Raw genomic sequence first — 15,518 nt, forward strand, 5'->3', positions numbered from 1 at the left:
CTTATTCAGACAAGGTAACAATTCTTTTGTCTGCTGAAACATGATATTCGATGCCCATGGGTTCCATTGTGGTTTTTAGGGCGTTTTCTAGATTGTTATGAGTAAAATTTCCGGTGAATTTTCGGTTTACATCAATTGAGTTCCATCTAAACTCGACAGGGTATTGGAGCATAAGTTCGTCCAATACCTCCGAAAGTGGCTGCTCTGAAAAGCTGGAGAATCCATTCGTCCAGTCCGGAGTGCTTTCGGAAATTTCCTTTTGATGGATTTTGCCATTTACCACTTGTATTTCCATTCCTTGGGTAAGCTCCAGTCCGGGTAGGTTTGCGTTCATAGGGCTAAATGTAATGGACCCTTCATAGCATTGTACCTTTAAATCCCTACGGTTGTTAATGTTAAATTGGGTCCCTGAAACCGAAACTGTTCCTTTGTTGGTGTTCACTGTAAAACCTTTTCCGGATTTAATGTCAAAAAATGCTTCTCCGTCAAAGTCAACCGCACGATCTTCCTCCCAATTAAAACGTTTATAAGATACTGTGGAGTTGGCATTCAATTCAATTATGGACCCATCAGCAAGAAGCAAGGTCTCTTTTTCGCCGATTCCGGTAGAATAGGTTCTGGTACCATAGAAATAGGTGTAGCCCACAAATAAGATGGCAATACAAGCTGCGGCAGCTGAAAACACCCACAAACGTTTTACTTTATTCTCTTTTTGGGTATTTTGATTTTTGGAAGTAACAAGGGAGAGCGCCTTTTCCACATCAATTTCAGTTACGCTCAATGATTTGGCCGCATCGTCGATGGCCATAATTTCCTTATAGACATCGGATGTCTTGAACCCGGACAACTCTTCTTCGCTTAAGTCATCGGCAATCCAACGGGCCAAAAAATCTTCATTGGCGTATGTATCCTTCATAGGCATTTGCTCTCTTATTTAAATGACAGTTGAACAACCATTTACCCTATTAAAATTTTAATTCTTTTCCAAGTTGGTCCCTCAACAACAATAAAGCCTTACTCATTCTACGTTCAATGGCCTTTATGCCAAGCCCCAATATTTCAGCGATTTCGGAATAGGTTTTCTTTTCCACTCTGCTCAAAAGATAAACTTCCCTTTCCTTTTGGGGCAAGGAAGCGATGGCGGTCTTTAGTTTTACGTGAAATTCATCCATTTGCATTAAATATTCTGGATTTTCATTGTCCACCGAAGGTGCCGTCTTTTGTAAATGCTTCAATACAATTTTCTCATGCGCCATTTCATTGAGAAAAGAATTGTTGGCCGCCCTATATAAGTATGCCTTTACTTTGGAAAAAGAGACAGTGGAACACAATTTCCAGAGTTTCACAAAAACATCCTGTACAATGTCCTCGGCCTGTTGTAGGTCCCCACATTTATAATAAACGAATCGTGTCACCGCCTCGTAGTGTGCACGAAATATTTGATTGTAGGTTTTCTGTTCACAAATGGATGGTTCTTCCTGTGTCATGATTTGTTTTGGGCGAAACTACTTTAACGTAGTCCACAAAAATAATTAGAAAAAAATAGGGTGTTCCATTTTTTGGCTGTCTAACTAATAGAAAAAGAAATTAATACTTAGTTATGGACAACAAAAAATGGTTTGCTCTCTTGGTCATCGGTTGTATTTTATTCTGCCAGAATCTTATGGCTCAAGATTGGCAGATCGACTTTGATGAGGCTCAAGATTTGGCCCAAAAGAACAATAAAAACATTGTTTTGGTCTTCCAAGGTTCCGACTGGTGTGCGCCATGTATAAAGCTGGATCGCGAAATATGGAGTTCCAGTGAGTTTCAGGATTTGGCAAAAGATCGTTTTGTGATGCTCAAGGCCGATTTTCCCCGAAGAAAAAAGAATCAATTGCCCGAAGCACAGGAGGCAAGGAACAAATCCTTGGCCGCAAAGTATAACCCAAACGGTTATTTCCCCTACGTGGTGGTATTAAATTCATCTGGAAAAGTTTTGGGACAAACCGGTTACGAAAAAACAAGTCCGAAAGCCTATTTCAACAAGTTGAACTCTTTTTAAGGATGCTGTTATGTTGATAATAAGGCAAATCACCTCCGTGCTGTTCCTTTTCCTTTCGACCTTTGGGTATTCACAAAGTTTGCAGACTAACTTAAGTGATACAACGACTGAACCAAAAGTGTATCAGCGGACCTTAAAATTGATGGGAAGTCGATTCGATCTTACCGTGGTGGCGGAAAATCAAGAAAAGGGCAATGAGTATCTTGATTTGGCCATATCGGAGATTTCCAGAATTGAAAAGCTTATTTCATCTTGGGACCCCTTATCACAGACTTCTGCCATTAATCGCAATGCCGGATTAAAACCCGTTAAAGTGGACCTGGAGCTATTTCAACTTATCGAAAGAGCACTAAAAGTTTCCAATTTGACCCAGGGTGCTTTTGATATCAGTTATGCTTCCATGGACCGTATCTGGAAATTTGATGGTTCTGTTACGGAAATGCCCCCCATGGAAACTATAAAACAATCTGTGGCCAAGGTAGGGTGCCAAAACATCATATTGGACCGCGACAACCAAACTGTTTTTCTAAAAAATAAAGGAATGAAAATTGGTTTTGGTGCCATAGGTAAAGGATATGCCGCGGATAAGACCAAGGCATTATTGGTGGAGCAAGGTGTAAAGTCAGGGATTATCAATGCGTCAGGAGATTTAAATGCTTGGGGCACCAAGCCCAACGGTAAGGATTGGATGGTGGCCATTGTTAACCCGTTGAACAAAAGCAAGGTTTTTTCATGGCTGCCAGTAAAAAATCAGTCTGTCGTCACCTCCGGAAATTATGAAAAATATATCATCCTCAACGGTGAACGTTACTCTCACATCATCGACCCTAGGACCGGGTACCCCAGCAAAGGGATTTTGAGCGCCACGATTTTTACCCAGAATGCTGAACTGGCAGATGCCTTGGCCACTTCAATATTTGTAATGGGTGTCGAAACCGGTCTTGATTTTATCAATCAGTTAAAAGGAGTGGAATGCATTATTGTGGACCAGGACAATAAGGTGATGACCTCTAAAAATATTGCCTTGAAAGAAATAGAAAAGCAAAGTAGATAAAGCTAAATATGAAGAAAATTTTAATTGCCTTGTGCGGTTTGTTCAGCATGTCGTCCTGTGTGGTACTGCACGAATATGATAAAGTAAACATCAATGATCCGGATATGGTTCTGGCCGATAAAAAGTTCGCAAAGTTTGAGACCAATTATCAGGTATATCGTGAAGGTGCATCGGGTGGAAATGGTGGTAAAACAGGAGGTGGCTGTGGATGCAATTGATCTAAAGATGCAAAGAGCGATCTGGCTATTGTTTTTATGTCCACTATTTGGCCTGGCGCAACAATCGAATACCGAGGGATATAAAAAACGCGTATTGGAGTCCACTGAGGTGGATATTCTTTCCAGCTATTATGAACAAACTGGAAACAATGCCTCTGTCACGGGTGGTATCGGTACAGAACAATTAACGGATGTCGCACCATCCATTGTGGTAAGTATTCCATTAAATGACGATGATGTTTTGACAGTGGATGCCGGTATTTCGACCTATACCTCGGCATCTTCCAGTAATTTGAATCCATTCGATTTGACCAATTCCGGCTCTGGTGTAAGTGGTGCATCTGGCACCTCTGGGGTAGGGGGAGGTGGTGACGACGATGATGAATTTGATGATGACAACGGTAGTAATTATTCAGGTGCTATCGGAAGCCCTTGGGCCGCTTCTTCCGGAGCTTCCAGACAGGATACTTGGGGAGGAATAACAGTAGCATATGCTCATAGCTCAGATGATAGAAACCAGATATGGAATGCCAATGCGTCCTTTGCCACGGAGTATGACTACCTGTCTTTGGGCTTCGGAGGTGGAATTACGAAGTTACTCAATGAAAAAAACACCGAAATAAGTATAAAGGGCAGTGTGTTTTTGGATACGTGGTTGCCCAGATACCCCACCGAGTTGGATAGTTATCTGGAAGCGGGAAACAACCTGAACAGTGGATTTTTCAATGGAGTTGATATTTTGGACAGTAGCGGTGCTGTGACAGATAAAAACGGAGCAAACACCTGGAGACCTGTTAATGGGTTTAGTTTGATTTCTGACAAAAAACGGAACAGTTTTGCCCTATCGCTATCTTTTTCCCAGATCTTGGGCAAGAATACCCAAATGTCGGTGTTTGCCGATGTGGTGAATCAACAAGGATGGCTCGCCAATCCGATGCAGCGTGTGTATTTTGCCGATGTCCCAAATTATTTTATTGGAAACCCGGCCAGTATACCATATTACTCTTCTTCCAGAAACGCCGATGTTTTTATGTTGGCAGATGATATGGAGCGGTTGCCAGACAACAGAATGAAGTTCCCCGTAGGATTGCGACTGAACCACTATTTTAATGAGGTGGTTACCGTGCGTACCTATTACCGATATTATTTTGATGATTGGGGGCTACGGGCGCACACGGCAAGTATAGAGGTTCCTGTTAAGGTTTCGCAGAACTTTACATTGTATCCTTCCTACCGTTATTACACGCAAAATCAGATAGATTATTTTGCCCCTTTCGATACCCATCTATCCACAGAACAGTATTACACTTCCGACTTTGATCTATCCGCCTATGATGCCCATCAGGTTGGGTTTGGGGTCAGCTACACGGATATTTTCACCAAATTCAGGACATGGCATTTTGGGCTCAAGAGTATCGACTTTAAGTATAACAACTATTACAGGACCACGGGTCTCAAAGCCAATTATTTTGGGTTGGGATTCAAGTTTGTAATGGATTAAAAATAACAGGTCACCAATGTTTAAAAATATTTTCCCATCTCGTTTTTCAATTATCAATGCCTTTACAGTGTTGTTTTTGATGGTTTCTTCCTTGGTTCGGGCTATTTTTTTGACCCTGGATTTTTCACAAGTTGAACATTCTTTTTTTGGATTGATCAAGGTTTTCTTCGTCGGCTTTTTCTTTGATGTAGGCACCATATCTTTTTTCTATGTTGTGGGTGCCCTATATTTTTTGCTGTTGCCAAAGAGATTTTATGGTTCAATTTTTGACCGGGTATTGTCTTACTTTGGATTGGCGATCGGTTTGTTGGTGGTTTATTTTTCCTTTTTTGCCGAGATCACTTTCTGGGATGAGTTCCAAAGAAGATTCAATTTTATTGCCGTGGATTACCTTATTTATACCTACGAGGTGGTCAAGAATATTAATGAGTCTTATCCTTTGCCCCTTCTTATTGGGGGTATGTTGCTTCTGGTTGTACTTACCATATGGGTTTTTAAGAGAAAAGGGGTTTTTAAAAGGGCGTTTGGTTCAACAGATGGTTTTCGTCAAAAGCTGGTGCCTACCATTTTTGCGTTGGCTGTTATGATTTTTTACAGTGGGACCGTGGAAAATGAGCAAGCAGAACTATCAAACAACCGATATAACAATGAACTCTCCAAGGCAGGTATATATTCATTCTTTGCTGCATTCAGGAACAATGAGCTCAGCTACACCGACTTCTATCGAACCTTACCGGAAAAGAAAGCCCTCGTTGCTGTGGAGAAACATCTAAAAACTCCTTCGGACAGTCTTCTTTTTCCAGAAAAGAACATTCTAAGACTAGTAAAGGGAGGCTTGGAAAAAAGACCCAATGTGATTCTGATATGCGTGGAGAGTTTGAGTGCGGATTATTTGGGTGTTTTTGGGAACCAAGATGGACTAACACCCAATCTTGACTCCATTGCCAAGGCCGAGACGTATTTTACCAATTTATATGCTACGGGAACAAGAACGGTTCGCGGAATGGAGGCCATAACCCTGGCAGTTCCCCCAACACCGGGACGGAGCATTGTAAAAAGGGAACACAACCAAGACCTCTTTACTATCGGCGAAGTGTTTAAAAGTAAGGGATATAGTAGGACTTTTTTTTATGGGGGAGATGGCTATTTCGACAATATGGACAAGTTCTTCAGTGGAAATGGATTCAATATTGTGGATAGGGGAAGAGGCTTTTTACCATCAGGGGATATTGTTACCCAACGAAAGAACATCGAAGATGATGAGGTGACCTTTGAAAATGCTTGGGGCGTGTGCGACGAGGATATATTTAACAAGGTTTTGAAAGAGGCCGATTTGGCTTCAAACCAAGGAAAACCTTTTTTCAACTTTATAATGACCACTTCCAATCACAAGCCCTATACCTATCCGGAAGGGCGAATCGATATTCCTTCCGGAACAGGAAGGAGTGGAGCGGTAAAGTATACGGATTACGCTATTGGAGACTTTTTTCGAAAAGCCAAGACCAAATCCTGGTACAAGAATACGGTGTTTATTGTTATGGCCGACCACTGCGCAAGTAGTGCAGGTAAATGGGAGTTGGATGTGGCCCATTACCGTATTCCGGCCATACTTGTAAATCTTGATGGGTTTAAGCCAAAACGGATTGATCAGCAATGTTCACAGATCGATGTGATTCCAACCCTTTTCTCACTTTTGGGATGGGAGTATAAAAACAACTTTTTCGGAAGGGATGTCTTCAGCATGAAACCTTCGGAACAAAGGGCGTTTATCGGAAACTACAGGAAACTTGGGTTGTTGAGGTCAAATGATTTGATGGTCTTGGGAGATGGAAAGACGGCCAATCAATATAAATGGGACCAAAAGGACAATAGTTTGAAAAAGGAATCCGTGGACACATTTTTTTTAAACGAGACCATTTCTTTTTACCAATTGGCCGATTATCTCTACAACCATGGAGGGCTTGATGCGAACCTTGCGAAATGAAAAATATCCATTTTATTGTAAACCCTATAGCTGGCAAGGGAGGGACTGTGATGGATATGGCCACTTTGTACAAATACTTCAATACAACGGAATACCAAATAACCATAAAAGTCTCCGATTATGCTGGACATGCCACAATACTTACCAAGGAGTCCCTTAATGATGGCGCAAAAATAATTGTGGCCTGCGGAGGCGATGGAACGATCAACGAAGTGGCTTCATGTTTGGTCCATACCAATGTTTTATTGGGAATTGTACCCATGGGTTCTGGAAATGGATTGGCGGAAAGCCTTAAGATACCTCGAAACATTAAAAAAGCGGTCCAAGTTATTAAAGAGAACAAAACAAATGGGATAGATGTGGCCATGGTAAATGGCAGACCCTTTTTTAGCAATATGGGAATCGGTTTTGACGCAAAGGTAATCTCCAACTATAATTCCAGTGGACAACGAAGACTTTGGGCCTATCTCAAAGCCGTCATAAAATCCATTAAGGATTTTAAAAACAATGAAAGGATCAAAGTAGAGCTCAATGGAAAGACATACAATACAAACCCTTTCATGTTTTTTGTATCAAATTCAAAAGTGATGGGTTATGATATTTCTTTGACCAGAATGGCTTCTTTACAAGATGGATTGTTGGATGTGGTCATCATTGATAACTTGACAAGAGGTGAAATATTTGTACTCGGTTTTTTTGTCCTGCTCAGACTCAACCAGTATCTCAAAAAAGTAAAGTATTTTAAAGTAAAAGAGCTAAAGTTGTCTTTCGAGGAGAAAAGAAAAGGTCGTCTCATACAGGCTGATGGGGAACTGTATCATTTGAATGAATCTGAAATATGTGTCACCATTGAAGAAAAGGCTTTGAGCGTTCTGGTTCCCTAAATTTGATTTTTTCCTTTTTCTGTTTGATCGATGGTCTCAACTATTGTTGATAAGACCTTTTAATATGTGGATGCCCAATCTTTTTGAAGTGGTCTAAAAATTGTCTGGAGTTCTTTTTCTTTTCTTTGATTTTTACTCAATCCCATATGCTTACTGGGTTCAAATCTCTTACTAACAGTTTTTGTTAAAAAACTGTGAAAAAAATTTTAAACCCTACGGGTGTTGGCGGCTTTTTTCCCGAGCCCTTATTCTACGTTTGTTCCGAAGGGTTTTTGTTGTTACAAAACACAAATGTTGATAAAAGTGTTAAGAACCTGATCGGGGCAACTTAAAATCGAAGTAAAGAAAATGTGAATTTTACGTTCAAGCTATTTTTTACAACTCCAAACCGTTTTCTTCATGCAGATTACTCACATAACTAAGAGGGATTTTAGTACGCAAGAATTTGATTTACACAAGATTACAAATGCAATCTTGAAAGCCATGACAGCTGTGGAGCATGGCCAGATCACCGATGCGCAGACCATTGCCAACAACGTAAATAATGTGTTGTTGGAGAGAAAAAGTCAAGACGAACATTATTTGCCGACCGTAGAGGAAGTTCAAGATGTTGTTGAGAACGAACTCATGGATAGTGAGTTCCACGATGCGGCAAAAGCCTACATTATTTATAGGAACAAAAGGGCTCAGATGCGTGAGTCGGATATTTTCGAGAAACGTATCAACCTGAAGCCTTACGAGTATCCACAATTGTATGAGTACGTACCGGCAATCCGACACTCATACTGGATTCACACCGAATTCAATTTCACGAGCGACATCCAGGATTTTAAATCCGGGTTGACGGAGGTTGAGCGAAGTGCCATCAAAAACACCATGCTTGCCATTTCACAAATAGAAGTAGCGGTAAAAACGTTCTGGGGAGATATCTACCACAGAATGCCCAAACCAGAAATAGGTTCTGTTGGAGCCACCTTTGCCGAAAGTGAAGTTCGTCACCACGATGCCTATTCACACCTATTGGAAATTTTGGGATTGAACAGGGAGTTCGAGACCCTGAAGAAAAAGCCCGTGATCATGAAAAGGGTGCAGTATTTGGAGACTGCACTTAAAAATGCAAAAAGTGAGAACAACAAGGAGTATGCGGAATCCATCTTGCTCTTCTCTCTTTTTATTGAGCACGTGTCCCTATTCTCCCAGTTTTTGATCATCATGGCATTCAATAAGCACAAAAATGTATTGAAGGGAATTTCCAATGTTGTAGAGGCCACTTCCAAAGAAGAGCAGATCCATGGGGATTTTGGTATTGATGTGATCAACATCATCAAAAAAGAACACCCAGAGTGGTTCGATGATGAATACAAGGCAATGATCCAGGATATCTGTGAGAAAGCATTTGAGGCGGAGAGTAAAATAGTGGATTGGATTTTTGAGGCGGGTGAACTGGATTTCTTGCCTAAAAATTTGGTGAACGAATTCATCAAAAACAGATTCAACAATTCATTGGAGAGCATCGGAATCTCCAAAATATTCGATGTCGACCAAAAACTATTGGAGCAGACCGAATGGTTCGACGACGAAATCATTGGAACAAAACACGGAGACTTTTTTGTAAAAAGATCCATCAACTATAGCAAAAGAACACAAAGTATAACTAGCGACGACCTTTTTTAAATTATGGAGAAGAGAACACAAATAACCCCGACCACTGACCAAAAACAAGACAACAAAACACAAGAACTTGTAAACGCAAGAAAGGATACCTTGTCCAAACTCAAGAGTGAGGAAAGCAAGGGATTTGAATGGTTGAACCAGTATAGCCGCCAATTTTTGGCATCAGGATACCTTACCGAAGGGGTGAGCCCGGAGGAACGTATCCGTGAGATTGGAGATAGGGCAGAGGAGATTTTGCAGATTCCGGGGTATTCGGACAAATTCTACGGCTACATGTCCGAAGGTTTTTTCTCTTTGGCCTCTCCGGTATGGTCCAATTTTGGAAAAAAGCGGGGGTTGCCAATCAGTTGTTTTGGCTCGCATATTGACGATGATATGGGGAACATCCTTTACACCCAGTCAGAGGTGGGGATGATGTCCAAACTTGGGGGTGGAACATCTGGTTTTTTCGGTAAGATCAGGCACAGGGGAGCACCTGTTAAAAACAATGGACAAGCTTCTGGAGCTGTGCATATTATGCAGTTGTTCGAATCCATGGTCGATGTGGTGAGTCAAGGATCGGTTCGTCGCGGTCGCTTTTCTCCATATTTACCTATTGACCATAAGGACATTATGGAATTCTTGGAAATCGGTACTGAAGGAAACCCTATCCAACAATTGACCCACGGTGTAACGGTGACGAACCAATGGATGCAGGAAATGATCGAGGGTGATGTTGAAAAAAGAACCGTTTGGGCCAAAGTGTTGCAGCGTAGAGGAGAAATGGGATACCCTTATGTATTCTTCTCCGACAATGCCAACGATGGTGCCGCGGATGTTTATAAAGATAAAAACCACCGTATCCACGCCAGCAACTTGTGTACAGAAATTATGTTGCCATCTAACGATGATTGGTCTTTTGTATGTGTGCTTTCCAGTATCAACCTGATGCATTACGACAAATGGAAAAAGACGGATGCCGTGGAGACCATGGTTCACTTCTTGGATGCCGTAATCACCGAGTTTATCGAAAAATTGGAGACGTACAGAGATTCATCTGACAGGGATGACCAACAAACTTTCCTGTTTATGGAAAGAGCCTACAATTTTGCAAAACAAAACCGTTCATTGGGTCTAGGTGCATTGGGATGGCACTCTCTTTTACAGTCTAAAAGATTGGCCTTCAACAGCCAAGAAGCCTATAACCTGAACAGCGAGATTTTTAGGGAGATCAAAGAACGCTCTTACAAGGCTTCGGAACAATTGGCGGAACGTTTTGGAGAGCCGGAAGTATTAAAGGGCTATGGAAGACGTAACGCTACATTGAATGCAATTGCACCCACTACTTCCTCAGCATTTATTTTGGGTCAGGTGTCCCAAGGAATTGAGCCTATCTGGTCCAATTGCTATGTAAAGGATATCGCGAAGATCAAGACCACCATCAAAAATCCATTTTTAATGGAACTGTTGGAAGAAAAGGGACAAAATACCGCTGAAGTCTGGAAGAGTATCCGCGATATGGATGGTTCCGTACAGCATTTGGAATTCTTGACCGAAGAAGAAAAAGCTGTATTTAAAACATATTCAGAATTAGATCAGTTGGATATTATTTATCAAGCTGCCAACAGACAAAACCATATTGATCAGGGACAATCTGTGAATATTATCGTACACCCCGATATGCCTACAAAAGATATCAATAAAATACACGTTACCGCATGGAAACTGGGTCTAAAATCCTTGTATTACCAGCACAGCATGAATGCCGCACAAAAATTCAAGCAAAAGAAAGATTGTGTGAGCTGCGAGGCATAAATAGCCAATAACCAATCCTAAAAAGAAAAAAGGTCCTGATAAAATCGGGACCTTTTTTTGTTTTGATATATAGTCAAAGCGGGATGTTTCTTTCATCAGTAATGTGCCATTTCACAACAAAACCGTCTTACCATACAACATAACTTCTCCATTCTACACTGTTCTTGATAAGTTTGGGTAGGCCTTACTACGTAAGGTGAACCTCATCAACTAAGCTATGACCAAACCCCATTTCAACCCTTTTTCCAGGTGTTCTATATTGATGGTTTTTCTTGTGCTCGTTTTATCTAGGGCGGGGTATGCACAAGATTGTGCGGTCAATGCAGGTTCTGATCAAACCTTTGATCAGACTACTTCGGTGTTTTTAAGTGCAGACACACCACCCGTGGGCACGGGATCCTGGACGCAACTTTCGGGCCCCACCTTGGTGACTTTTGATGATTCCAACGATCCGAATACCCAAATTTTCAATACAACCCTAGGTACCTATATTTTTGAATGGACCGTTTCTGATGCTACTTGTGATACAGCTTCGGACACCGTGGGCATTACCATAGAAGGAATAGACCTGGAATTGGAGCTCGTTGCCAGTAATCCGCTTCCCAATATCGGAGATGTGGTCACATTTACGATTAACCTGAGCAATTTTGGAGATGTGGATGCTACTGGAGTAGCCATTGAAAACTTTGTTCCTGCCGGTTTTAACAACGTAACAGCAATTGATAATAGCGGTACCTATAGTTTTTTGACGGACAATGTTACTTGGACGGGGATCAATGTTCCCATTGGAAGCAACACGGTATCTTTAAATTTTGATGCGACCGTTCTTACTCCAACAGCGGCTGCTGGAGAATATACCCATATTGCCGAAGTGATTTTCGCAGACCAGTTGGATATTGACAGCACACCGAACAACGATGATGGTGACCAAAACGAAGATGATGAGGACAATATTACGGCCGCTCCGCTGCAGGCGGATCTATCATTGATCAAATCAGTGGTGGGCGGGGATTTATCGCCTTATGTGGGTGAACAGCTCAGTTTTGAAATATCCGTATCCAACAACGGACCACACGATGCCACCAATGTGAGGGTAGTAGATCAATTGTTGTCCGGCTTTAGTTATATGTCATATTCCGCTACAACAGGCACCTATAATCCTGCCAATGGTTTTTGGGAGGTAGGTACTTTGGCCAATGGAGATACTGAGACCCTTACCATTGATGTTGTTGTAAATGCCTCGGGAAATTATACCAATACCTCACAGGTCATTGCTTCTGATGCCTTTGATATCGATTCAACCCCTTCCAACGGAGTATCCTCTGAAGATGACCAAAGTGATGTAGTGGTAACTCCTGAAGCATTGATTGACCTTTCTTTGACAAAAACAATTGACAAATCACCGCCTTTGGTGAGTGATAATGTAAGATTTACGCTTACCATAAACAACGATGGCCCAAGTGATGCTACTTCTGTGGAAGTGACCGACCTGCTGCCATCAGGTTATACCTACGTCTCCGATAATAGTGGAGGTAGTTACGATGCAAATACGGGAATTTGGAATGTAGGATCCTTGGCCAATGGCAGTTCGGTCAGTTTAAATATCCTGTGCAATGTAAACCCATCCGGAGATTACGATAATATTGCGGAGATCACAGGTCACGATCAAGTGGATGTGGATTCAAGTCCTAACAACGATAGTCCTGGTGAGGATGACCAAGACGGCGTTTCCGTGGTTCCAGAACCTTTGGTGGATATTTCAGTGACCAAATCGGTGGACCAATTTATTCCAGAGGTAGGAGAGGAAATACTTTTTACGGTAACGGTCCAGAACGATGGTCCGAGCGATGCCACCAATATTGTGGTTACGGATTTGTTGGCATCAGGTTATCAGTTGATCAATGCTACACCCTCAATAGGCACATACAATGAGACCAATGGCTCGTGGGTCGTAGGTGATTTGGGCAATGGAGTTTCTGAGACTCTGGACGTGTTGGTGGAAGTACTGTCAACAGGAAATTATACGAACACGGCTGAGTTGACCAATGTTGGTGAAAACGATGTGGATTCAAGTCCAAATAACAACAATGAATCTGAGGATGACCAACAGACCGTAGAGCCAATCGTGATTCCTGTGGCCGACCTGTTGTTGCGTAAATCTGTGAACGTATTGAGTCCATATATCGGCCAAGAAGTGATTTTTACCATCAATATCACCAATTTAGGGCCAAGTGATGCTTCGGGAGTTGAGGTAATGGACTTGTTGCCCGATGGATATACCTATGTTTCCCACAGCACCACGGCAGGAATTTACAATGCCACTTCTGGGATGTGGTCGCTCAATGGTAGTTTGGCCGATGGCAGCACAGAAACCCTTTCCATTGTAGCTACTGTTAACAATACAGGCGATTATTTTAATGTGACAGAAGTATTTGCTGCTGACCAGTATGATCCCAATTCCATTCCGAACAACAACAATGTTTTTGAAAACGATCAGGACAATGCCGGCACCACACCGATTCCCTCGGCAGATTTAGCTTTGAACGTAAGTGTGGACAACCAATCTCCCGATGTGGGAACCCAAGTGACCTTTACCATCATGTTATGGAACGAAGGACCAAGTAATGCCATAGGAATTGAAGTTGAAAACATACTGCCAGATGGCTTTACCTATGTTTCGGACGATTCTGGAGGGTTGTTTAATCCTTCCAATGGTCTTTGGGATGTTGGGAGTTTAGCATTGGAATCACAAATGGAATTGAATATTGTAGCTGAAGTGAATCCTTCAGGTGATTATACCGTAAGAACCGAAGTGGTGGATGCTACTTTCTTCGATGCTGATTCCGAACCGGACAATAATATGCTTTTAGAAGATGATCAAGACGAACAAACTGTCACGCCAAGACACGTAACCGATATTTCGGTATCCAAAACGGTTAACGATATGAACCCAGAGGTCGGGGATGAGATTGTATTTACTATCGAGGTAAATAATGAAGGCCCCAACGATGCTTCAGGGTTAATAATTGGGGATGAACTGGAGGACGGGTACCAATTCGTTTCCGCCACAACATCGTCCGGAATTTATGATGAAATTGCAGGTTCTTGGGATTTGCCGACTCTTGCCAATGCCTCAACCGAAACTTTGGAAATAAGGGCTGTTGTCCTTTCGAGTGGTGAATACAAGAATACGGCCGAACTGATTGTTTTGGACACGTACGACCCAGATTCCGAACCAAACAATAATTTGGGCTCCGAGGACGATCAAGCAACTGTAACTCCAGTGCCTTATGGGCTGAGCGATCTTTCCTTGTCAAAAACAGTCGATAATGCCAACCCCAATGTGGGTGATACGGTCCGTTTTGTGGTCAGTGTTACCAATAATGGTCCGTCCGACGCCAGAAATGTGGAGGTAACAGATCTATTGCCATTAGGGTATACCTACGAGTCCCATACTTCAACCGCAGGGGTCTACAATGCTGCTTCCGGGGTTTGGAACTTGAACAGAACCCTTTTGAACCAGGATACGGAAAGTTTGGAAATTTTAGCCGTGGTCAACCCCCCAACAGGTGCCGAAGACGAATATTTGAACCAGGCTTTTGTTTCTGCTAGTTTGTATGCCGATCCTGACAGTGATCCATCAACAGGGATTGTTGAGGATGATTTAACAGATGGTGTTACAGATGATGATGAAGCAACCGCTTTTGTGGTGCCACAATCCAGTGATATTGCTATTACAAAAAGTGTGAACGTTGCAATGCCCAATATTGGCGACGAGGTTATTTTTGAGATTACGGTGACCAATCAAGGTATTGACAATGCAACAAATATTGGTATACAGGAAGAATTGCCTTTGGGCTACGAATTCATCAGTTTCGAGACTACAGTGGGTACCTATGATTCCGATTCTTCTTTTTGGGAGATTGAATCCTTGGCTGTTTCCGAAACAGCAACACTATCGCTTACCGTAGCCGTTCAGGATATAGAGGATTACCTGAACAGGGTCAGTTTGGCCTATGTGGATCAATGGGATACGGATGAAGGCAACAATACTGCCGAGGCTTTTGTAGAGCCTAGCTGTTTGGTAGTGTACAATGAGTTTTCTCCAAATGGAGACGGTGTCAACGATTATTTTAAGATTGATTGTATTTCACGTTACCCAGGCAATACACTTCAGGTGTACAACCGATGGGGCAATATTGTGTTCCAGACAAAATCCTATAAAAATGATTGGGACGGTACGCCCAATGGACGTGCTATGGTTCAACCTGAAGATCAACTACCGGTGGGTACCTATTACTATGTATTGGATTTGGGCGATGGCTCCGAACCACGAACGGACTGGTTGTATTTAAACAGATAAAA

11 protein-coding genes are annotated in these 15,518 nt (G+C 42.1%); 9 read left to right on the forward strand and 2 right to left on the reverse strand.

What is annotated here, in order from left to right; all coding sequences use genetic code 11:
- Position 1: 1 nt before the first annotated feature.
- Positions 2 to 922: a FecR family protein gene (locus J0X13_RS11780; RefSeq protein ID WP_207071624.1), complete on the reverse strand. Its 921-nt coding sequence runs from the start codon at positions 920 to 922 to the stop codon at positions 2 to 4.
- A gap of 43 nt (positions 923 to 965) precedes the next feature.
- Complete coding sequence (locus J0X13_RS11785) at positions 966 to 1,487, reverse strand: RNA polymerase sigma factor (RefSeq protein ID WP_207071625.1); 522 nt, start codon at positions 1,485 to 1,487, stop codon at positions 966 to 968.
- Between the two features lie 113 nt (positions 1,488 to 1,600).
- Here J0X13_RS11785 and J0X13_RS11790 point away from each other — a divergent pair, with 113 nt between their 5' ends.
- From J0X13_RS11790 to J0X13_RS11830, 9 genes are all read left to right on the forward strand, one after another.
- Positions 1,601 to 2,044, forward strand: coding sequence for a thioredoxin family protein (locus J0X13_RS11790; protein ID WP_207071626.1), 444 nt, complete (start codon positions 1,601 to 1,603; stop codon positions 2,042 to 2,044).
- A 19-nt stretch (positions 2,045 to 2,063) separates the two neighbouring features.
- A complete protein-coding gene (locus J0X13_RS11795; RefSeq protein WP_390822364.1) occupies positions 2,064 to 3,098 on the forward strand; it encodes an FAD:protein FMN transferase in 1,035 nt (344 codons plus the stop codon).
- Between the two features lie 8 nt (positions 3,099 to 3,106).
- Positions 3,107 to 3,316: a DUF4266 domain-containing protein gene (locus tag J0X13_RS11800; RefSeq protein WP_207071628.1), complete on the forward strand. Its 210-nt coding sequence runs from the start codon at positions 3,107 to 3,109 to the stop codon at positions 3,314 to 3,316.
- Positions 3,317 to 3,323: 7 nt separating this feature from the next.
- On the forward strand, positions 3,324 to 4,817 hold the full coding sequence (locus J0X13_RS11805) for a DUF3570 domain-containing protein (RefSeq protein WP_207071629.1): 1,494 nt from the start codon (positions 3,324 to 3,326) through the stop codon (positions 4,815 to 4,817).
- 16 nt (positions 4,818 to 4,833) lie between these two features.
- Positions 4,834 to 6,801, forward strand: a complete 1,968-nt coding sequence (locus J0X13_RS11810) for an LTA synthase family protein (protein ID WP_207071630.1) — start codon at positions 4,834 to 4,836, stop codon at positions 6,799 to 6,801.
- Positions 6,798 to 7,685: a diacylglycerol/lipid kinase family protein gene (locus tag J0X13_RS11815; protein ID WP_207071631.1), complete on the forward strand. Its 888-nt coding sequence runs from the start codon at positions 6,798 to 6,800 to the stop codon at positions 7,683 to 7,685. Before J0X13_RS11810 ends, J0X13_RS11815 begins: the two co-directional genes overlap by 4 nt.
- A 399-nt stretch (positions 7,686 to 8,084) precedes the next feature.
- Positions 8,085 to 9,359 carry a ribonucleotide-diphosphate reductase subunit beta gene (locus J0X13_RS11820; RefSeq protein ID WP_207071632.1) on the forward strand — a complete coding sequence of 425 codons (1,275 nt, stop codon included), beginning with the start codon at positions 8,085 to 8,087 and terminating at the stop codon, positions 9,357 to 9,359.
- A gap of 3 nt (positions 9,360 to 9,362) precedes the next feature.
- A complete protein-coding gene (locus J0X13_RS11825) occupies positions 9,363 to 11,153 on the forward strand; it encodes a ribonucleoside-diphosphate reductase subunit alpha (protein ID WP_207071633.1) in 1,791 nt (596 codons plus the stop codon).
- A 274-nt stretch (positions 11,154 to 11,427) separates the two neighbouring features.
- Positions 11,428 to 15,516, forward strand: a complete 4,089-nt coding sequence (locus J0X13_RS11830) for a T9SS type B sorting domain-containing protein (RefSeq protein WP_207071634.1) — start codon at positions 11,428 to 11,430, stop codon at positions 15,514 to 15,516.
- Positions 15,517 to 15,518: the final 2 nt, after the last annotated feature.

Source organism: [Muricauda] lutisoli (nom. illeg.) (assembly GCF_017313105.1).
In the GTDB taxonomy this organism is placed as follows: Bacteria; Bacteroidota; Bacteroidia; order Flavobacteriales; family Flavobacteriaceae; genus Flagellimonas; species Flagellimonas lutisoli.

What these genes read in the sequence shown, in the direction of transcription:
- J0X13_RS11800 (WP_207071628.1), top strand. Translation starts at nt 3,107, where the DNA reads ATGAAGAAAATTTTAATTGCCTTGTGCGGTTTGTTCAGCATGTCGTCC.
- J0X13_RS11790 (WP_207071626.1), top strand. Translation starts at nt 1,601, where the DNA reads ATGGACAACAAAAAATGGTTTGCTCTCTTGGTCATCGGTTGTATTTTA.
- J0X13_RS11780 (WP_207071624.1), bottom strand. Translation starts at nt 922, where the DNA reads ATGCCTATGAAGGATACATACGCCAATGAAGATTTTTTGGCCCGTTGG.
- J0X13_RS11825 (WP_207071633.1), top strand. Translation starts at nt 9,363, where the DNA reads ATGGAGAAGAGAACACAAATAACCCCGACCACTGACCAAAAACAAGAC.
- J0X13_RS11785 (WP_207071625.1), bottom strand. Translation starts at nt 1,487, where the DNA reads ATGACACAGGAAGAACCATCCATTTGTGAACAGAAAACCTACAATCAA.
- J0X13_RS11805 (WP_207071629.1), top strand. Translation starts at nt 3,324, where the DNA reads ATGCAAAGAGCGATCTGGCTATTGTTTTTATGTCCACTATTTGGCCTG.
- J0X13_RS11820 (WP_207071632.1), top strand. Translation starts at nt 8,085, where the DNA reads ATGCAGATTACTCACATAACTAAGAGGGATTTTAGTACGCAAGAATTT.
- J0X13_RS11815 (WP_207071631.1), top strand. Translation starts at nt 6,798, where the DNA reads ATGAAAAATATCCATTTTATTGTAAACCCTATAGCTGGCAAGGGAGGG.
- J0X13_RS11810 (WP_207071630.1), top strand. Translation starts at nt 4,834, where the DNA reads ATGTTTAAAAATATTTTCCCATCTCGTTTTTCAATTATCAATGCCTTT.